Source organism: Deltaproteobacteria bacterium (genome assembly GCA_016235345.1).
Lineage (GTDB): Bacteria > Desulfobacterota > Desulfobacteria > Desulfobacterales > Desulfatibacillaceae > JACRLG01.
On sequence record JACRLG010000024.1, the window covers coordinates 272,867 to 293,205 of the forward strand.

Genomic DNA, 20,339 nt, shown 5'->3' on the forward strand with positions numbered 1-20,339 from the left:
TTTTTTGAATACCGGTATCCGCCTTTTTGAAAGGAGATCGTTTACGCCATGACCCCCAAGACTGACCTGACGAAACGGCGGTTTTTCGCCGCAACCATTACGGCGGTGATTCTGGCGACGGCGGTCCTTGCAGCCGCGACTCCTGCTCACGCTTTCCCGAATTTCACGCTTTGGGTCGCGGTCAGGCCCGCAGGGGCCGGAGATATTCTGGTGGACGGAGTTTACACCCCCAGTTATCCATATACATACGTCATGAGCGCCAATGTGGTGCACAACTTCCGCGCAGTACCCATGCCCCGCGACCCGGCCCTGGTGCTTCCCGGAGAGTTGGACTCCCATTTTTATTTCGACAATGGATGGCGCGGTCCGCTTGGCGGCGATAGCTCGATGAACTGGCCCATTAACAGCCACACCATCATGATCGCTGAGTTCAAGTCTCGCCTTGGAATCGCCAAGGGCAGGGTGTGGGATGACGCCAACAGGAACGGGATACTCGATGATGGCGAGCCGGGCCTTTCAAACTGGCTGGTTCAATTGCATGACGCCGCCACAGGCGCGGTGGTGAGCCAGGACTATTCATACACCGGGGATTGGGGTTACAGCGCGGGCGACTACATGCTGGCCTCCCAGGAGCCCGGCAATTTCTACCTCACCTTCGAGCTGAAACCGGGGTATGTCGCGGTTGACCGCCATGTCGGAGGCAATAACGAGAAATGGTCGGAGGCTTATCCCAACCCGTACCCCGCAGCCCCGGCTCCCGGACAGGCCCCCCATTCCAGCGCAGCCTTTTCGCTTCTTTTCGGCGGAAACGACGCCGTCATGAACGCAGGATATTTCAAGTACGCAAAAAACCTTACGCCTGACGCAGCCAAGACCCTTTCCGAGGAAAACCGCGACACGATCTTTCTGGACGTGCGGGAAGCCGCCGAGGCTAATACTCGCCGGATACCCTGCTTCACGAATTATCCTTTAAATTCCGGCGTCCTGGCCGCACAAGTGGAAGCTCTCAAGGCCGAAGTGGGCGGCTTTGGCGCCACCATCGTAACGGTTTCCGACGAAGGTTTCCGTTCCACCCTGGCGGCCAATTTTTTGAGCGAATACGGGTTCACCAATGTTTCCAACATGGTTCCGGGAATGGATGACTGGCGCTGGTACACCTTAGGGCCAGGGCAAGCCTACCCGGTATCCAACGCCGGTCTCAATACCGCAGTGCAGGAGGGTACGACCCACACCTTAAACGGTGAGCAGTCGTCCAATTACAACATCTATTCCTATACCTGGACCCAGGTTTCGGGCCCAACCGTGGTCCTTTCCGAGTACAACACCTTAATGCCCACATTTTTCGCCCCGGCAATAGCAGCCGATGCCAACGCGGTCTTCCGCCTGCGTGTCGAAGCGGTCTGCTCCCAGGCGCCGGTTGTTACGTCGGACGTCACCATAAATCTCACCGACAACGGCATAGCGGATTATCCCGCAGACGTGACGCCCTTTCTCTCCTACAACGGCAGGCCCCTGGGTGTGAAGGTTACAGGCGGAACCATTGTAAGGCTTTCACCGGCCAACCCCGCAATTTACACGGAAACCGCAGGCAGGCCCGATGGAATGCCCTACGGCATCTTCGACTGGGCGGTGAGAACAAATGAGTTGGGCGGAGAAGCCAAGGTCACCTTCTATTTTCCTGATCTGCAGTCCTGGTACTATACCTGGGTGAAGTTCGACAAAAATACGCGCCAATGGTCCAATTACGGCGACCACGCTTTGTGGGACTTAACTTTGAAGCAGCTCACCATAACCGTAGTGGACGGCGGCATAGGGGATGAAGACGACAAGGCCAACTGGATAGTGGAGGACCCGGGCGGACTTGGATTCTACAACGCCGACCAACCCGATGATCCCACCCCCGTTGACGAAGACCTTGGGACTTCCCGTGGCGACGACTCCGGCACGGCCAGGGGCTGCTTCATATCCTCGCTCGGTCTCTGATGCCTTTCAGGGAGGGGCCAATCCAGGCCCCTCCCTGTTTTTTCCGGCCTCTTGTCGCCTCAAATCCCATCCCGGCCAGGTTCATGATCCAGGAACCCCGCGACCCGCCAAATCCGTCATCCGGCAGATTTCTTCGTTTGATTGCGGCAGCCTGCCTTGTCAGCCCGATTTTTTTCATCTCCGTGTTTTTTTCCAGCGACATCTTTCTTGAAACCGCTCTCCGGGCCGTGACCCCGTTTGACGGTCTGTTCGCCGATGACGCCCGAAATGTCGGCGGCGGGCTTTCCGGCCCTCAAAGGGCCAACATGAGGAGGGTTTACCGCGAGCGGCTGGCCGTCCACGCCCTGGTGGCGGCCTGGCCCGGAAGAGTCAAGGCCCCGGTTCTGGCGCTGGTCTTGAGCGCCTTCTCCCTTTGGGCGGCAAGGAGATTTTTCCGCCCGAAAACCCTACCGGAAAAGGGGGGCTATGGCCGGGCTGCCCTGGTCAGCGCGGGGTTCCTGTCGGCGGCTTTCTTACTTGCGTCGGGTTTTGCGCTTCCGTTGAAATCTCCACGAATTTTCCCTGCGGCTTCGGCATTTTCAGCCTGGTGCGGGCTGATTTTTTTCGTGAATTTTTTTCTGGCCGAAAGGCTGCCTGCTCCGGGCGTCAAAGCATCGCTCCTGCTTTTTTTTACTACAGGCCCAAGCCACTTCATTGCACCGGCCTTTCACGCAAGGCTTGCCGCAAGCGCCTTTTTCCCGAAAAGCCAGTCAACGGCATCAATCATAAGCGGGGCGGGAAGGGCGGCAGCTTGTTTACTGGGCTTCGTCCCGGCGGCCTTCCTGTTTTTTCACCTTGCGGGTCAGCCGGTTTCGCCGGGCGTCACCGGAATCATTCCCCTCACTGATCTTTACGGGGTCTTCATCAACCCCAAAACCCAAAGCCTTCTGATCACCAGAAAGCATACCTCGCCCGAAAGGCCTAATTTCGCCGTTTCGCTGGAAGAGCCCCTTGCACCGGGCGGCCTTTTTCACCTTCCGTCCCTTGAGGTGGAGGACCTTGCGGTCGATCCCGATTCGGGACTCATTTTCCATGTGGACAGGAAGTCCAAAAACCTTCTGACCATTGATTCGGAAACCCTTAAGGTGACGAGAGCCGCGCCCCTTGCAGCCCCTTTTACGGGAAGCGCCAGGACGGGACTATTGAAAGAGGCGGGAAGGCTTTTCGTGGCCTGGGAAAATGGCGGATTGAGCGCGGTGGACCTGAAATCGCAGAAGGTGATCAAAAATCTTTCCATGCCCTGCAACCCGAACATGGCCACGGACGGAAAAAACGGAAGGCTCTACATCCACCTGTATCTTTCGGGACAGGTGATTTCAATGGACGCCAAGACCCTTCAAGTCCTTGCATCCGCCCCTTCGCCAAAATCGGACGAACGCCCTGTGATTTCGGAAAAGCGGCGCGAGCTTTACATCCCGGACATTGCCAGGGGGCGGATATGGGTCTATTCGATTCCCGATCTGGCCCTCTTGCGGAAACTTCCGGCGCAGACAGGCGTCCGGGCCCTGGCCTCCGATGATGAAAACGGCATCCTGCTTGCCGCGAGCATCGTAAGCGGGGACTTGCGCATAATGAACCCGGAAACCGGGCGGGTGCTCTCGTCCTTCCACGTCGGCCCCTACTGCCGCCGCCTGGCCCTGGACCCTCAGCGCCGCCGCGCCTTCATCACCCTCACCCAAACCGGCCTTTTCATGGTGGATTATTGAAGCGGCAATCTCAGAGATTGAAATATTCAACGCATTATATTTTGCTGTTCTGTTGAGATGTGGTTTTTTACGTCTTTTGAGCTGCCACAAACCCGACAGGCTGGCTAAAAACGATGAAGCGCAAGGAGAGCGAGAAGCCAATGAGGGAGCGTACTCTTTTGTACGTGACCGAAATTGGCTTTGATGCTCGACACAGCGATTCGCGTTTTTGGACAGCCTGTTAAATATTGAAGCGGAAGTGCGCTATGTCTCCATCTTTAACTTCGTAGGTCTTGCCCTCCAGGCGCACGGTGGCGCGCTTTCTGGCTTCCGCGTAAGAGCCTGCGGAAATCAGGTCGTCGTAGGCCAGAACCTCGGCCCTGATGAAGCCACGCTGGATGTCGGAGTGAACCGCGCCTGCGGCCTCAAGGGCGGGTGTGCCGCAGCGGATGGTCCAGGCCCGCACTTCGTCCTCGCCAACGGTGAAAAAGGACATTAGGCCCAAAAGCTCGTAGGAGCGCCTGATCATGAGGTTCATGGCTGTTTCGGCAAGCCCGTATTCAGAGAGAAAGGCCGCTGCGTCTTCAGGCTCCATCTGGCTGATTTCCTGCTCCAGCCTGCAACGAACGGCAAGCACCGCTTCCTTTTGGGGGATTTCGCCGAGGTCGGGTAGAATCGCGTCGGCCTCGTCGTTGTTCACCACGATAAGTAGCGGCTTTGCGGATAAAAAGGCATAGCCGCGCAGCTTGGGGGGCGAGCAAAGGTCCGGGTGGTGGCGCAGGGCCTGGTCCGCGTTAAGCGCCTCGTGGCAGCGCTTCAAAAGCTCCATCTCCTCCGGGTCGGCCTTTTTTCCCCGCTTGGCCTCGTGTTCCATGCGTTCCAGCTTTTTTTCAACGGCGATCAGATCGGTTAAAACCAGCTCGGAATCAAGGTCGGCGATGTCCTTTTTGGGCGCGGGGGGCTCGCCTCCGGGGGCGGCGAAATTTTTCACCACCATTATAAGGGCGTCTGCGGAACGCACGGCGGTGACGAGGGCCGCCTGGTCCTTTTCCTTGTCGCTCAAGGCGCGGGCCGGGAGCACGTACTGGATTTTGGCGTAGGTGGTTTTTTTGGGCTTGTACATTTCGGATAGGCGGTCAACCCGCAGGTCGGGCACGTCTGTCACGCCCACCTGGACCTCGTTTCTGCGGGACTTTGCCTGATCGTTTCTGGTGAGCGCCTCGAAAAGCGTGGTCTTGCCGCTTTGGGCCAGTCCTATGATTCCTATCTGCATGTTGCGTTCGCCTTATTCTTCGGGGTTTTCGGACGAGGCGGGGGGCCTGATCCAAACGCCCGTGTTTTTGAACTTCCGGGTTATGGCCTTCATTTCGTCTTTATGGGCCAGAAATCTTTCCTTCATGGATGAAAGCCAAGCCTTGTGAGTTAATGCGTCCTCCTCTGTGAGGAAAAGATCGTGGCCGGAGCTTTCTATGTTGAAGACCGGCTTTCCCGACTCGACGGAAAAGGTTCCGGCGTTTGAGCAGACCATGCAGCGGATTTTTTTATCATCCATGAAACGGAAGGTGTCTCCGCCGCAAAGGGGGCACACCGGGCCGGTTGCGGGCAGGGCCTCCCCGAAAAGGGCCTTGCCCAGGATTTCGGCTGTCCGCCTGTTTTCTAAAGGGATCAGGATTTCGCCCGGAAGCGCGCCGTACATGATGACGCTCGCCTTTACATCCGACATGAAAAGCCGCAGGAAGGAATCGACGTTTAACTTCGAGTATCCTTCCTTGCCTTCCATACCCGCGATGGCGATGCCTATTGCGGGCTTTTTCCAAAGCTCCCGCCCCCTTTTGTAAAAGCCAAGGCCGCGATCGAGAAGGCGTTTCAAGGAAGCGTTGGCTCCTAAAACGTAAGTCGGAGCGGCCACTATCCAGGCGTCGGCCTTGGCCATGGCGTCAACCACAAGCGGGAAATCGTCTTTCAGAACGCAGCCCTCGGCCCTGAAAAGGCACTGGTAGCAACCCAGGCAGGGCTTTATGTCGAAATCGTTCAGGCGCAGAAGCGAAAGCTCGTGGTCAACGCCTGAAAGCCCCGCGATTTCCTTTATGATTATTTCGCTGTTGCCCAGTTTTCTGGGGGAGGCGATGATGCCCAGAATTTTTTTCATGTGAATTTTATCCCTTATTACCGGGAGCGCAATTTATTTCCATTTTTCGTTTTCCAGAAAACGGCGGGGGAGGAAGACCGAAGCATTTCTTCCCTTTGCCGGATTTCTTGAAAAATGGAAAAGAACCATGCTCCGCTTAATAATGTCGGATTAAAAGAGCTTTCCGCCGGAACCATAAAGAGACGGAAGCGGACAAGCGCCTTTTCTTAACTTGGAAGCACGTTTCCTATCAAGCGAAAACCAGCGTGAGGGTCAGGTTCATTTTACAAGGCGGGGCCAGCCTCACAGTCATTGCGTGATACCGTCTAACAATGACCTTAAAGCAGGATTGGAAATGAATACGGGGCGAAGGCTCGGGCGCTCGGGAAAATTGCGGGAAAAGTCTGGCGGGAAAAATTCGGAAAAACGATCATGAGGATGGAAAATGGCGGAGGGAGTAGGATTCGAACCCACGGGGCTTTCACCCAACGGTTTTCAAGACCGCCGCCATCGGCCACTCGGCCATCCCTCCGCATAGCAGCCTGTCAAAAAACGCGAATTGCTGTGCCATGCTTCAAAGCCAATTCCGTCACGTACATTAAGTGCTTTTACTCATTGGCTTTTCGCACTCTTTGCGCTTCATCGTTTTTAGGCAGGCTTCATATCGGGCCTTTTTCAACAGGCTGATGGGGCTGGTTCATAGCATTTCAGAAAGCCGGGGTCAACAGGCCGGAAGCCTCAAATCAATATGGGAAGGCTTTTTCCCGATGATTTTCCCCTTTTCTTGACACCTTGCACGAGTCCGGGTTAAAATTGCGGGACTTGTAAAAAGTCCCGGTGTAAAAGAGCTCCACACAATATATTGAAGTCGGGAAGTCCTGTAACCACGCCATGTAAGGGTATGGGAAACTTCCGGGCTCTTTGCCGGTTCATAAACATTGGTGACGGCCAAACCCGCCCGCCCATTAGAAGCCAATTCCAAATTTTTTCACGTAAGGATTCCGCCATGTATTCTGCGACCAAGTATATTTTCGTGACCGGGGGGGTGCTTTCATCCCTGGGAAAGGGGCTCGCTTCCGCATCCATCGGCGCTCTTCTGGAAAGCCGGGGCTTGAAGGTCACCTTCCAGAAGCTCGACCCGTACATCAACGTGGACCCCGGCACGATGAACCCCTTTCAGCACGGTGAGGTCTTCGTGACCGACGACGGAGCCGAGACCGACCTGGACCTCGGCCACTACGAGCGCTTCGCCAACGTGCGCCTCGGGAAAAATTCCAACTTCACGTCAGGCAAAATCTATTACTCGGTGATCATGAAGGAGCGCCAGGGAGAGTACTTGGGCGGCACGGTCCAGGTGATTCCCCACGTTACCGACGAAATAAAATCCGCCATAAAAAAAGTGGGAGACCAGGGCGACGTGGTCATAGTGGAAATAGGCGGCACGGTGGGCGACATCGAAAGCCTGCCCTTTCTTGAGGCCATAAGACAGTTCCGCAGCGAGGCGGGCAAGGAGAACGTCTTATACATCCACCTCTCATACGTTCCCTACATAAAGACCGCAGGCGAGGTGAAAACCAAGCCCACCCAGCACAGCGTGAAGGAGCTGCGCAGTATAGGCATCCAGCCCAATATCATATTGTGCCGCACCGACCAGTTTCTGTCGGACGACATTAAAGCCAAGATAGCGCTTTTCTGCAACGTGGGCCAGGACGAGGTCTTCACCGCCAAGGACGTGGAGAGCATCTACGAGGTGCCGGTAGTCTTTCACCAGCAGGGCCTTGACGACAAGATCATGGAGCTTTTGAATATCTGGACCGGAAAGCCCCGCCTGGACACCTGGACCGAGCTGGTGCGAAAGATCAACAATCCCACCGACCGGGTCACCATAGCCATCGTGGGCAAGTACGTGAATCTGAAGGAATCCTATAAAAGTCTGAACGAGGCCCTCACCCACGGCGGGGTGGCCAACGACATATCGGTGAATCTCAAATACATAGATTCCGAGACCATCACGGAAGCCAACGTGGACGAAATCCTTGCGGATGCCCACGGCGTTCTGGTTCCGGGCGGTTTCGGCTCACGCGGGGTTCCGGGGAAAATCATAGCGGTGAAATACGCCAGGGAACACCTGGTTCCGTTTTTTGGCATCTGCCTTGGAATGCAGATAGCGGTCATCGAGTACGCCAGGAACATGGCCGGAATAAAAGGCGCGGACAGCACGGAATTCGACCTTGCCGCCCCTGACCCGGTCATTTATCTCATGCGGGAATGGTACGACGAGCGCAGCGGCACGGTACAGGTGCGCACCGACGACACCGAAAAGGGCGGCACCATGCGCCTTGGAGCCTACACCTGCATGGTGGCCGATAATACCTTCGCCTGCGCCGCTTACGAAAAGAACACCATCTCCGAGCGCCACCGCCACCGCTACGAGTTCAACAACAAGTACCGGGAAGGTTTGGTGAAGGCCGGGCTCGTGATAAGCGGCACGTCCCCCAAGGGCGAACTGGTGGAGATCGTGGAACTGAAGGACCACCCCTGGTTCCTGGGCTGCCAGTTCCACCCGGAATTCAAGAGCCGCCCCATGGACTGCCACCCCCTGTTCCGGGACTTCATCAAGGCGGCCCTCAATCTCAAGAACCGGAAATCCTGAAACAGCCAAAGGAGGCCATCGTGATTCCGATTTTCATTTTCTTCGTGGTGGTTATAGCCCTGGTCGCCTGGGTTGCGGCCATTTACAACAAGATGGTCACGGGCCGGAACAAGTTCAAGAACGCCTTTTCCCAGATCGACGTGCAGTTGAAGCGCCGCCACGACCTCATCCCCAATCTCGTGGAAACCGCCAGGGGCTACATGAAGTTCGAGCAGGAAACCTTAACCGCCGTAACCGAGGCCCGCAACAAGGCGGTGAAGGCTGCGGATGCCGCCTCATCGGACCCCACTGACCCGGCCAGCATGCAAAAACTTCTGGGCGCGGAAGGCGCTCTTGCCGGAGCCATGACAAGGTTCATGGCCGTGGTGGAGCAGTACCCGGACTTGAAGGCCAGCCAGAACATGTCGCAGCTCATGGAAGAACTGGCCTCCACCGAAAACCGGGTGGCCTTCGCCCGTCAGGCCTACAACGACTCGGTCATGACCTACAACAATTCCCTGGAGGTCTTTCCCAACGTAATTTTTGCGGGCATGTTCAATTTCGACAAGGCCGTGCTTTACGAGATAGAGGAAGAAAAGGAGCGTATAGCACCCAAGGTTTCCTTTTCTTAAAACCCGTCTAAAAACGCGAATCGCGGTGCCTGGCATCGAAGCCAATTTCAGTCACGTACGAACATTCTGATTCAGCCCAAGAACTCTGCGATTTCTTGGGCGGGTACGCTCCTTCATTGGCTTCTCGCGCGCCTTGCGCTTCATCGTTTTTATCCAGGCTTTACTTTAAGCGAAATTGGGTCTAATTCCCCGCTGCTTGCAGTGCGTTGATGGGGCATCCTTTTGTGCAGATACCCCGCAGCTTACTGCTGGGAGCTTCATTTTTGGGGACCGGGTGTCAGGAGTGGAGAGCCGTTTATGGATTTTTTCGCAAGCCAGGATGATGCCCGGAAACGCACGGCCCTGCTGGTCGTCCTCTTCGTCCTGGCCGTTGGCCTGATCATTCTTACGATTCATGCCGTGGTGGCATTCGTCCTGACGCTTGAGGCTGAAAGCCCCTACACGGGCTACTGGGACCCACGGCTTCTTCTTTACTCCGTGGGCGGAACCCTTCTGGTGGTGGTGTCGGGGACCCTCTACAAGATGCACCAGCTTTCCAGGGGCGGCCAGGCGGTGGCGGAAATGTTGGGAGCGAGCCCGGTTCCGCCGTCCACCTCAGACCCCGACCGCAAGAGGCTGGTGAACGTGGTGGAGGAAATGTCCATAGCATCAGGCATCCCCACGCCCCTTGTCTACGTGATGGAAAGGGAGAGGGGCATCAACGCCTTCGCCGCTGGTTTCTCAAGCTCCGATGCCGTGGTGTGCGTGACACGGGGGGCTCTGGAGCGCCTCGACCGCGACGAGCTTCAGGGCGTGGTGGCCCACGAGTTCAGCCACATCCTAAACGGCGACATGCGACTCAATTTGCGGCTCATGGGGGTCTTGCACGGAATCCTGGTGATAGCCCTGATCGGGTACGGGCTCATGAAAGCCGGGGCCGATTTCACCAGGGCATCCCGGAAAGGCAAGGAGGGCGGGGCCTCGGTTGGGGCGATCCTTCTGGGTCTTGCCATAATGATGGTTGGCTATATCGGACTTTTTTTCGGCAAGGTGATAAAGTCCGCCGTATCCCGCCAGCGGGAGTACCTTGCGGACGCGGCTGCGGTTCAGTTCACCCGAAACCCATCCGGGCTTTCCGGGGCTCTCAAGAAGGTGGGCGGCTTTTCCACCGGCTCGCGCATCTTGAACCCCAAGGCGGAAGAGGCCAGCCACCTTTATTTCGGAGACGGGCTGCCTGAATCCTGGTTCACCATAATGGCCACCCACCCGCCCCTTGCCGACCGCATACGCCGCATGGAGCCCGGCTTTGACGGCGAGTTTCCCAAGGTCCCGGAATTTCTGCGGATCGAGGACCCCCCCGAAGACGTGGCAACGGCGGTGAGCCAGGTGCTGCCCTACCTTGGCGACTCTCCGGCTCCCGCGCCCCACGAGATGTCCGCCCAGCTAGGAGGAGCGGCCTTCTGGAGCGGCTTTGAAAAGGCTCGCGCAGAAAGACCGGCCCGTCCCGTCGAAGAAAAAAATGCGCAAGAGGCCCCAAGCCCTGCGGCCACTATAGTCGGAAGGGTGGGGCGGCCCACCCGCGAGCACCTGGAGTACGCCAAAGCCTTCAAGGCGAGGATTCCTGAGGGATTGCTGGAAGCGGCCCATGAGCCCTGCGGTGCTGAAGCCCTGGTCTACGCCCTTTTATGCGCCCCGGAAGGCCCGGTGAGAAGGGAACAGGAAAAACGCCTTGAAGCCTTTTCATCCGGGGACGTTTCATGCGAGCTTGCCGCGCTTATGCCGGAAACCGAAAACCTTGATAATGCCTACCGGCTTCCCCTTGTTGAAACCGCGCTGGCCGCTCTCAAGATCATGCCGCCCGAACGCTACGCCGCCTTTCGGGCCAACGTGGCGGCCCTGATCGAGGCTGACGGCGAGGTCTCGGTTTTCGAGTACACCCTAAAATGCATGATAGCCCGCCACCTGGACCCGGCCTTCGGAAAGGCCCGGCCCGGAGCCTCCGTTCGCTATCACACGCCGGACCAGATAGCCGTGGAGTGTTTCGGGCTTCTTTCCTGCCTGGCCTGGCACGGCAGGGACGAGGAAATGGCGAAAAAGGCTTTTGCCGAGTCCATGGGCCTTCTGATGCCGGGCCGAGCGCTCAAAATCATGGACCGGGAAAAGGCGGGCCTGGAAGTGCTCGGCAAGGCTCTCTTGCGCATCACCCTCTCATCGGGAAATCTCAAGAGGCAGGTGCTGGAGGCTGTCTGCGTGTGCGTGGCCACAGATCAGCAGATAACTGTGGACGAGGCGGAACTCCTTCGGGCCGTTGCCGACACCCTCGATTGCCCCATGCCGCCCTTTCTGCCGGGCGAGCTTCTCGCGGCGTGAAGCAAAGGGCCTTGCCCATTTTCATTCCCCGGTTTTCAGAATTATCCCCGCAGGCAGGGACTCTCCGAAACGGGATGCCTTTTCCGCCTCGTCGGCTTCAGTCACTTCGCTCACCACCTTGACCAGGGGCCTGCCCCAGTCAAAGGGGGCGAGGAAGGCCTTCACCTTTTCCGCCAGGGCTTCATCCATGTCCCTTTTCCGGTCCCCTGTTTTTCTCGCAAGCTGTGAAAGGGCCATGCCCACGGGCCTTGGGTTGGACCAGGATTTTGACAGGAGTTCACTGATCCATCCTCCTGCCTCGTCCGGCGGTATCACCCGGTCGAGGGGACCGTACAGAAGGTCCCTGGCCCCGATTCTCGAAAGCGCCCAGAGCATCTTGGAGTTGGTTTTTTTGGGGTCCAGGCGGGATAAGAGGGTGCGCCCGAAATCAACCTTGTCCTTCACCATCAGGCGTTCCAGGTTGGCGGCCAGCATCCACAGCTCGTTTTCCTCCTCAGCCGACAGTTTCGCCCGCTCGCCAGCCTTTTTGGGGCGCAGAACCGGGGCGAGGTCCTGGATCACCTGCCTCTGCTGGCCAGCCGAGAGCCCGCCCGCGACGCGCCGCCACAGGACCCACCATTCAAGCCTGACCTGGGGGCTTTTTGCGGCAAGCGGGCCTTTCTTGTAGAGCGCCCACAGAGTGCGCACCCGGTGTTCGTCCAGGGCGTCGCCGAAGCCGGGACGCAGGCAGAAACCCGTCAAATTAAGCCATCTCGCCTCGTGTTCGGCGCTTATCCCCCTGCCTTCCGCCGCTGAAATAAGGGCGTCGGCCATGCGGCGCAGAAAGGATAATGGCCAGCGTTCGCGTGGGGTGGAACATGCCTCGACAACAGCGTTTGAGAGGCGCTCCGGTTTCAGGCCGCCTTGATCCCCGCCGAAAACCTGGCTGACGCATTCCAGGGATTTTTGGACAAGCTCCTCCTCGAAAACCCGGTCTTCGGGCACCGCTCTGCTTTCCTCCGAATCACGAAGCTGGAACAATAGCCTCCACCTGTGGTCGCTCACAAGGGACTTGCACCATAATTCCAGGGTGCCCATTTCCGTGTAATGGGCCGAAACCTTAACCGGAACCTTGATCTCCCCCGCCTTTTTCCCGTATTGGATGACCGTGCGTATTGGCGGCATGAGGGTCAGGGTGTCGTCAACGTCAATCAGATCGCCGGTCCTGTCACCCGAACGGAAGGATGAGCTGTAAACGGAAAAGCTCACCGGCTGGTTGGCCAGAACATCGAACCTGTGGGCGGAAAGCTCCATCAGGCTCCCCTCCTCCACTCCTCGTTCCATGAGGCAGAGGGCCTTTTCGGGTGCGCCGCCACCAACCCCTGCCAGCCCAAGATAGTAGCCGCGCGGGGAGCCCGATCCCACCCGCACCCCGTGCCCGGCCTTCACCATGCCGTAGTAGGCGGCCCCACGGCTCACGGCAAGGTCGAGGTCCGGGTTTTCCAGCACCCTGGATGGTATTTCCGCGCAGAACCAGCTCCTTACAGCTTCCCGTATCCGGTCCTTGATCAGGTCGGGAGAAAGCGCGCCGCCGTTGAACAGAATAAGGTCGGGGAAGGGGTTGTCCTTGCCCGTAAGCCTTTTCACCTCTTGGGCGTTTCGTTCGATGAACCGGCAAAGGTGCCGGGTTATGGCCGGGTCCTGGGCGTAGGGAAGGCCGAACTCGGTGATTCCGCCCTTGGCCGACGGAGCGGCCCCGCGTTCATCCGATGAGACCACCGGAAAAAAGCCTTCCAGGATTATGCGCTCAACGTCGTCTTTTTTGAGGCGCGCCGAGAGGGTGCCGCCGATGAGCTTTCCGCCCTCGCCCATGAGGGTCACCACGCGCTCATTCATGCTGCCTGAAAGTATGGCCTCCTTGGCCTGTCGGCACTGGTGGCAGAGCGCCTGCCAGCGGTTGGCGGAAATCCTGGCCCCGCTCTTTCCCATGAGAGTCTCGGAGTGGCGGGCGAGGGCAAGGTCCATGTTGTCGCCGCCCAAAATCAGGTGATCGCCCACGGCGATGCGCTCGAAGCGCGGGCTGCCCTCGGTCTCCCGCAAGGTTATGAGGGAAAAGTCGCTGGTGCCGCCGCCCACGTCCACCACGCAGATGAGTTCCCCCGGCTTCACGTGCCGGTCCCAGTCCTTTTCGTGGTAAACCAGCCAGGAGTAAAAGGCCGCAAGGGGCTCCTCGATGAGGGTCACCTGGCCGTATCCCGCAAGCTTCGCCGCCTCCACCGTAAGATCGCGGGCCACCTCGTCGAAGGAGGCGGGAACGGTGATGATGACCGCCTGGTTTTCGAGGAATTTGTCCTCGTCTGCGCCGGCCCTGTGGTTCCAAGCGTCCCTAAGGTGCTTGAGATACGCCGCCGAGGCGGCCACGGGCGAGAGCCTGGGCACCGAGGCGTCCGCTCCCCAGGGGAGGATGGGTGCCATCCTGTCCACCTTGCCGTGGCAGAGCCAGCTTTTGGCCGAGGAAACCAGCCGGGCCGGGACCCTGGAACCCTGCTCCCTGGCGAAGACCCCGGCGAAGTGCTCCTTGTGGTGTTGCCACGGGTGCACGATGGATTCCGGGGTCACATCGTATTCACCCGGAAGGTAAAGAAACGAGGGCAGGACCTTGTTTTTGGCAACCTCTCCGGGGGCCGAAAGCTGGGGCACGGAAAAGAGGCTGATCTTTCGGTTAGACGGGTCAACGCTCATATCCACGAAGGACAGGGCGCTGTTGGTGGTGCCGAGGTCTATGCCCACGATGTAGGTCTTGTCGGATTTTTTCAAGGCTTCTTCCTAAAAAGCGGGCCGTCGGCCCTTGGCCCGGAAATCTGCTATTCCGCTCTTTCGTCTTCTTCCCGCACTGAAAATTCCAGCTTGAACTTTCGCCCGTCCTCGGCCACGCACCAGATTTCCAGGGTACCCACCTCGGTGACTTTCACTTCAAGGGTGACGGGAAGAACCGTCCCGGCCCCACCTGTTAGCTCGGTTTCAAGGGTGGTAACCGGAGAAAGCTCCGACTCCCAGTCCTCTATGGTGGTCCCGAAGGCGTCGTCGTGCCGGGTGGAGGAGGCCAGAAAGTCGAATTTCACCCGCTCGCCCACAACAAGGCCGAACACGCGGCCAGGAAGGGCCTGTCCGGTTCCCTCCTCCATTCCGAAGGGGGTCACGCAAAGGGCCGTGCGGGGCGCGGGCATTCCGGGCACGGCGGGAAGGGCGGCTTCCACGCCAATGTAATAGGCGCGGTTTAAGCCGCCTTTAATGCGCACCGCCATTCCACGCCGGGCAAGGCCGTAATGGGCCGCCCCGCGCGCCACGGCAAGGTCGTAGTCCGCGCCTGAAAGCTCCCGAAGTCCCTGCCCAGGGGAATCATTCCAGGAGGACAGGACCTCCATAACCCTCTTTCGGAGCGCCCCGGCCTTCATCACGCCGCCGTTGAAAAGAACCGCCGTGGGAAGCTGGCGTTCGGCCCCGCTTTTGCGGAGGAATTTCGCCATGTGCCGGGTGATGCCAGGGTCCGCCGCGTATGAAAGGCCCATCTCCCTCATGCCGGAGCGGGCGGGGGAGGCGGGTTCGGCTTCCTTTTCGCAGACCGGGAAAAATCCGTCGGTGATGACGCCGCTAATACGTTCCTTTTCAAGGTCGGTCTTTATGGTTCCGGCGATGAGACCGCTTCCCCGCGAAAGGATGGTGACGGTTGCGGCTTCCGGGCCGTTTTCCGCAAGGAGCTTTTCCTTGGCCGCCCGGCAGGACTGCCACAGGGCCCGCATCTGCCAGTTGTCGAGCTTCTTTCCCTTCTGGGCCAGGGTTTTGGCCAGGTCGTAAGCCAGGGCCAGATCCATGTTGTCGCCGCCCACAAGAAGATGGTCGCCCACGGCAACGCGGGAAAGAACCAGGTCCCCCGCCTCCTCCTCCACGGAAATCAGGGAAAAGTCGCAGGTGCCGCCGCCCACGTCGCATACAAGGACCAGATCGCCCACCGTGACGTTCTTGCGCCAAAGGTCGCCCGAAAGGGCCAGCCAGGCGTAGAAGGCGGCCTGGGGCTCTTCCAGGAGGGTCACCGTAAGCCCGGCGTCGCTGGCGGCCTTCACGGTGAGTTCGCGGGCCACGGCGTCGAAGGAGGCGGGAACCGTGAGGATGACGTCCTGCCTGGAAAGGGCCAGATTATCGTCCTCAGCCGCCATGCGCGCGTCCCAGGCGCTTTTTACGTGCCGTAAGATGGCCGTCGAGGCCTCCACGGGCGATAGCTTTTTCGCGTCCTTGTCCGCCCCCCAGGGAAGGATGGCGGCGTTGCGGTCAACGCCAGCGTGGCAGAGCCAGGACTTGGCCGAAGACACAAGGCGATGGGGAAGCTCGGCCCCCCGGTCCCTGGCGAAGGCTCCCACGGCCAGGCCGGGGCTTTCGTCCCAGGGGAGTTTGAGGTCCGTTTCCGCCACCTCATGCTGGGTGGGCAGGAGCACGAAGGAGGGCAGGGCGTCCCGGTCCTCCATCTCGCCCGGCCCCACGAGCTGTGGAACGCGGAAAAGATCGATTACCGGAGCAATGCCCTTTCCGGGCGCGGCCTCCGTGTAGGCCACCACGGAATTGGTGGTTCCAAGGTCGATTCCAACTATATATGAGGGCTCTGACACTTCCCGTTACTCCTGTGAGTTATAATCGCGCTTAAAAACACTATATAAAGCCTGAATAAAACGATGAAATGCAAGGAAGGCGAGCTAAAAAGGAGGGAGCGTACTCTTTTGTACGTGACCGACTTTTTAGAGATGCCTGACACAGCAGTTCGCGTTTTTAGGCAGGCTTTTTCATGAGATTTCAACTTCGGCAGGTGCAATGATCCTGGGATCGCTCTGCGAGATCAGCTCCGGCATCTCGTAGCGGGAGGCCTTCCATCCCCTGTGCTTCAAAACGCCCCTGAAGGGCGGGTTTCCCGCCACGTTTCCGGAAAGGCGTATGGCGGAAGGGTCGAACCCCGGCTCCACGGAGACGGTTTCCCCCTCCTCGGAGGCTATTACCGCCACAGGCTTCAGCCGCGTCTCCACGAGCTTCTTGCAGGATTCGTGAACGGCCCTGGCTGCGGCCCCTATCTGGGCGTCGTCGTAAAGGGAGAGGTCTTCGGAGAAAAAGTCCATAAGCCTTCCCTCGCGCTGGAGAAGCCCCAGGAAGTGGAGGGTCTGTCGCTCGGTGTCCTGTACGATTTCGCGGGCCGACCTGGGCCTTGCCGCCGGTTCCTCGTCCTTCTGCTTTTTGGCTTTTTTATCCGGAACCGCTGCGGCCTTGGCCATATGCCTTGCGCAGGTTCTTCTTACGCTCATCCAGGCGAACCAGGAAAAGAGGAAGGATGCGAGCAAAAGCCCCGGCCCCAGGAAAAAGGGGAATTGGTAAAATATGGTTTCCTGGATAAGGATTTTGGCAAGCGGACCTGACTGGGGGTTAGCCGCAACTTTTGAGGCTGTGTCCATGCTGACCCAGAAAAGGGCTGAAAACGCGCATAGGGACAGCATCAGCATCCACAGCAATATCCACCAGTAAGTTCTGCGTAGCGAGCGGTTGATGTCTTCCATAAAAGGCTCCGAGTCTAAGGGGTAAGGGATGATCCTTCGCCTGTTTCAAAGTTATTGAAAGCCTAAAGTAACGGCCCAAACCCAAGCTGTCAATAGCCGACCCGGTTCCTGCCCCGCCTTGGGCCATTATGCCCTTTTCTCACAAGCGCCTTGCCTGGCATGGCGTTTCGTGTTAATTGAATCGCAATAATTTTCTATGGGAGGAGTAATCTGTGGATAACTTCGACGTTCTTGTGGTTGACGACGAATCCGATTTTCGGGACAGCCTTATAAAGCGCCTCAAAAAGCGCAATCTGAACGTCTTTGGAGCCGGAAGCGGCGAGGAGGCCCTGGCTGTTTTGAAGGAAGAGGCCGTAGACGTGGTAATTCTGGATGTGAAAATGCCCGGAATGAGCGGCATTGACACGCTTTCCGCCATCAAGCGCCTAAAGCCCCTGGTTGAAGTTATCATGCTGACCGGACACGCCAGTGTGGAGGTGGCCATGGAAGGCATGGAAATGGGGGCCTTCGACTATCTCATGAAGCCCATGGATATTGACGAGCTTCTGTATAAGTTGCAGGACGCCTGCAAGAAGAAGCGCCTTAACGAAAAGCGGCAGAGGCCGGTTTCGCCAAGGTCAACCGGAATTGCATCCTGATTTTTATGAGCCCTGTCAAAAAATTTTTTTCAAGGCTTGGCTTCGGCAGGAGCCGCCGCGATATGGGCGAGCAGGAGCTTAACGAGCTTCGGGCGTCCTTTGCGTCCCGCTATCACCATTTCAAACTTCTTCTGTCCGCCAACAACAAGGCCCTGGAAATAATGAGCGACATGGAAAAGGCCCTTTCCGGGGACCGCACCTTTTCCATGTCCTTTGTTCGCAGCCAGTCAACTGCTGTGGCCGTCAACGTTTTTTCCATAGTGAAGAACCTGGACGCGCTCGCCCCTGAAAAGTACGGCGAGCTCTACGGGCGTTTGAAGGAAATACAGGAGGGAATCAACGAAACCCTGGCCGCCCGGAAAATGCCCGGAAGCGACCGGCTGGTGATTCCCCTGTTTGAAATAGGCCGGAACATGGCAGATGTGGTGGGCAGCAAGATGGCAAACATTGGCGAGATGGCCAACACCCTGTCGCTTCCGGTGCCGGACGGTTTTGCCCTCACATCAGCCGCCTTCAACCGGTTCATGGAGGAGTCCCGCCTCCAGGCCGAAATCGACCGCAGGCTTCAGTCCAGGCAGGGCGAAAATATCAGCGAGCTCTACGCCCTTGCAACGGAAATCCAGAACCTGATCGTTTCCACGCCCCTTCCCGATTCGATTTCAAAGGCAATTCACGAGGCTTACCAGGAGCTTGAGGAGCGCACCCACAAGGGCGTCACGGTTTCTCTGCGGTCGAGCGCCCTGGGCGAGGACGGCTCGGAAACCAGCTTCGCGGGCCAGTACCGCTCGATTCTGAATGTTTCCGCAGACAACCTGGATTCCGCCTACAGGGAGGTCGTGGCCTCCAAGTACGGCCTTCACGCGATAATCTACCGCCAAAGCCGTGGCATAAGGGACGAGGACGTGGCCATGTGCGTGGGCTGCATGGCCATGGTGAACGCTGTCTCCAGCGGGGTTACCTACTCGCAGAATCCCCTTGATTCCGCAGATGATTCGGTGATCATAAATTCAGTGTGGGGGTTGCCGAAATCGGTGGTGGACGGAAGCGTTGCCCCGGACATGTTCGTGGTGAAGAGAAACCCCGTTGAAATTTCCCGCCGCGAGATTCGACTCAAGACCCAGAAGTTCGTGTGCTACCCCGAAGAGGGCGTATGCCGCATGGACTTGACCGGCAAGGAAAAAAGCCTCCTGCCTTCCATAGACGACGATCACGTGAGGGCGCTTGCGCGTATAGCCTTGAATCTTGAGGAACACTACGGCGTGGCCCAGGACGTGGAATGGGCCATCGGGCCCAAGGGCACCATCTATCTTCTTCAGTGCAGGCCATTGAAGCAGATGGAAACAAAGGAGGCGAAAAAGGCCATAAGCGACGCCCCAACGGTGATCGTTTCGGGCGGCGGCACTGCAAGCCCCGGAGCGGCAACGGGAGAGGTCTTCGTGTTGCGCAAGAGTTCCGACGTCCTGCGATTTCCGCACGGGGCGGTGCTGGTGGCCGAGCAGGCCCTTCCGAGATGGGCGGCCCTTCTTTCGCACGCAGCCGCAGTTGTTACGGAGCAGGGAAGCCTTGCGGGGCACCTTGCCAACGTGGCCCGCGAATTCGGGGTCCCGGCCATTTTCGGCGTGGAACACGCCGTCGGAATTCTGGAAAACGCAGGGCTTGTAACCGTTGACGCCGACGGACAGGCCGTTCACAGGGGCAGGATTGAAGAGATTCTTTTAAACGCAAGGGCGGGAAAAAAGAACCTGATGGAGGGCACCGCAGTCCACGAGGCATTGAAGGCAGCGGTGGAGTGGATAGTGCCGCTGAACCTTCTGGACCCCGACGCTCCGTCCTTCAAGCCCAAAAACTGCAAAACCCTTCACGACATCACGCGATTCTGCCACGAGAAGGCGGTTCACGAGATGTTCGCATTCGGGCGCGAGCACCATTTTTCCGAAAGGGCCGCAAAGCAGCTTTTTTACAAGGTGCCCATGCAGTGGTGGATCATCAACCTCGATGACGGCTTTGACAAGGACATTCCCTGGAAGCTGGTGCCGCTCGAAAACATCGCATCCATACCGTTTTTGTCCTTATGGGAGGGCATAAACGCCGAGCCATGGCAGGGGCCGCCGCCCATGGACGCGAAGGGGTTCATGTCGGTTCTCATGCAGGCCGCCACCAACCCCAATCTCGAATCCTCCATGCCAAGCCAGTACGCCAACCGTAACTATTTCATGCTTTCCAAAAATTTCGTGAGCCTGACTTCGCGCTTCGGGTTTCATTTTTGCAGCGTGGAAGCCATAATATCCGAGCGCGCGGGCGAAAATTACGCCAGTTTCCAGTTCAAGGGCGGGGCCGCCGACCTGTCCCGCCGTATCAGGCGCGCCCAGTTCGTGGCGGACGTGCTGGAGGAGTTCGGCTTTAGGGCGGAAATAAAGGACGACGGCGTCTTTGCGCGGGTGGAGGGCCACGATGCCGCGCTGATGAAGGAAAAGCTGGTAATATTGGGATATCTTTTAATGCATACGCGCCAGTTGGACATGGTTCTGGCCAACGACCACGCATATGTCACTCACCGGGCCAAGATGCTGGACGACGTGGCCCGGATTCTTGCCGAGCGGGCCGCGAAGACTCCGCCTCCGACTCTGGAGCCGGAACCCGCCCCAGCCGCCCTTTAAGACTGAGTAGCGGACCCTGTATAAAA

At 58.2% G+C, this 20,339-nt stretch carries 12 protein-coding genes and 1 tRNA gene; 7 read left to right on the forward strand and 6 right to left on the reverse strand.

The genetic code is table 11. The features are described from left to right. Positions 1–48 precede the first annotated feature (48 nt). Together HZB23_13105 and HZB23_13110 are read left to right on the forward strand one after the other, a co-directional pair. The gene (locus tag HZB23_13105) at positions 49–1,983 is read left to right on the forward strand and encodes a hypothetical protein (protein MBI5845596.1); all 1,935 of its coding nucleotides are present in this window, start codon (positions 49–51) and stop codon (positions 1,981–1,983) included. Between the two features lie 83 nt (positions 1,984–2,066). Further along, positions 2,067–3,728, forward strand: coding sequence for a hypothetical protein (locus HZB23_13110; GenBank protein MBI5845597.1), 1,662 nt, complete (start codon positions 2,067–2,069; stop codon positions 3,726–3,728). Between the two features lie 220 nt (positions 3,729–3,948). Here HZB23_13110 and ychF read toward each other — a convergent pair whose 3' ends face one another. From ychF to HZB23_13125, 3 genes are all read right to left on the reverse strand, one after another. Next, positions 3,949–4,980: a redox-regulated ATPase YchF gene (gene ychF / locus HZB23_13115; protein MBI5845598.1), complete on the reverse strand. Its 1,032-nt coding sequence runs from the start codon at positions 4,978–4,980 to the stop codon at positions 3,949–3,951. Positions 4,981–4,992: 12 nt separating this feature from the next. After that, a complete protein-coding gene (locus HZB23_13120; GenBank protein ID MBI5845599.1) occupies positions 4,993–5,856 on the reverse strand; it encodes a flavodoxin family protein in 864 nt (287 codons plus the stop codon). Positions 5,857–6,281: 425 nt separating this feature from the next. Continuing rightward, positions 6,282–6,367: transfer RNA gene (locus tag HZB23_13125), tRNA-Ser, on the reverse strand. Between the two features lie 474 nt (positions 6,368–6,841). Between HZB23_13125 and HZB23_13130 the strand changes: the two genes are divergently transcribed. The 3 genes from HZB23_13130 (at position 6,842) to HZB23_13140 (ending at position 11,448) form a co-directional block, all read left to right on the forward strand. Further along, entirely contained in the window at positions 6,842–8,488 is a 1,647-nt protein-coding gene (locus HZB23_13130) for a CTP synthase (protein ID MBI5845600.1), read from the forward strand. 92 nt (positions 8,489–8,580) lie between these two features. Beyond that, positions 8,581–9,099 carry a LemA family protein gene (locus HZB23_13135; GenBank protein ID MBI5845601.1) on the forward strand — a complete coding sequence of 173 codons (519 nt, stop codon included), beginning with the start codon at positions 8,581–8,583 and terminating at the stop codon, positions 9,097–9,099. A 297-nt stretch (positions 9,100–9,396) separates the two neighbouring features. Continuing rightward, entirely contained in the window at positions 9,397–11,448 is a 2,052-nt protein-coding gene (locus HZB23_13140; protein MBI5845602.1) for a M48 family metallopeptidase, read from the forward strand. A gap of 21 nt (positions 11,449–11,469) precedes the next feature. Here HZB23_13140 and HZB23_13145 read toward each other — a convergent pair whose 3' ends face one another. From HZB23_13145 to HZB23_13155, 3 genes are all read right to left on the reverse strand, one after another. Continuing rightward, positions 11,470–14,169: a hsp70 family protein gene (locus HZB23_13145; protein MBI5845603.1), complete on the reverse strand. Its 2,700-nt coding sequence runs from the start codon at positions 14,167–14,169 to the stop codon at positions 11,470–11,472. A 122-nt stretch (positions 14,170–14,291) separates the two neighbouring features. Continuing rightward, positions 14,292–16,088, reverse strand: coding sequence for an Hsp70 family protein (locus tag HZB23_13150; protein ID MBI5845604.1), 1,797 nt, complete (start codon positions 16,086–16,088; stop codon positions 14,292–14,294). A 171-nt stretch (positions 16,089–16,259) separates the two neighbouring features. Then, positions 16,260–17,018 (reverse strand): DUF2760 domain-containing protein, encoded by a 759-nt coding sequence (locus tag HZB23_13155; protein MBI5845605.1) that lies wholly within the window; start codon positions 17,016–17,018, stop codon positions 16,260–16,262. A gap of 212 nt (positions 17,019–17,230) precedes the next feature. Between HZB23_13155 and HZB23_13160 the strand changes: the two genes are divergently transcribed. Then, positions 17,231–17,656 carry a response regulator gene (locus tag HZB23_13160; protein MBI5845606.1) on the forward strand — a complete coding sequence of 142 codons (426 nt, stop codon included), beginning with the start codon at positions 17,231–17,233 and terminating at the stop codon, positions 17,654–17,656. A gap of 62 nt (positions 17,657–17,718) precedes the next feature. Next, positions 17,719–20,313 (forward strand): pyruvate, water dikinase, encoded by a 2,595-nt coding sequence (locus tag HZB23_13165; GenBank protein MBI5845607.1) that lies wholly within the window; start codon positions 17,719–17,721, stop codon positions 20,311–20,313. The last annotated feature ends 26 nt before the right edge of the window (positions 20,314–20,339 follow it).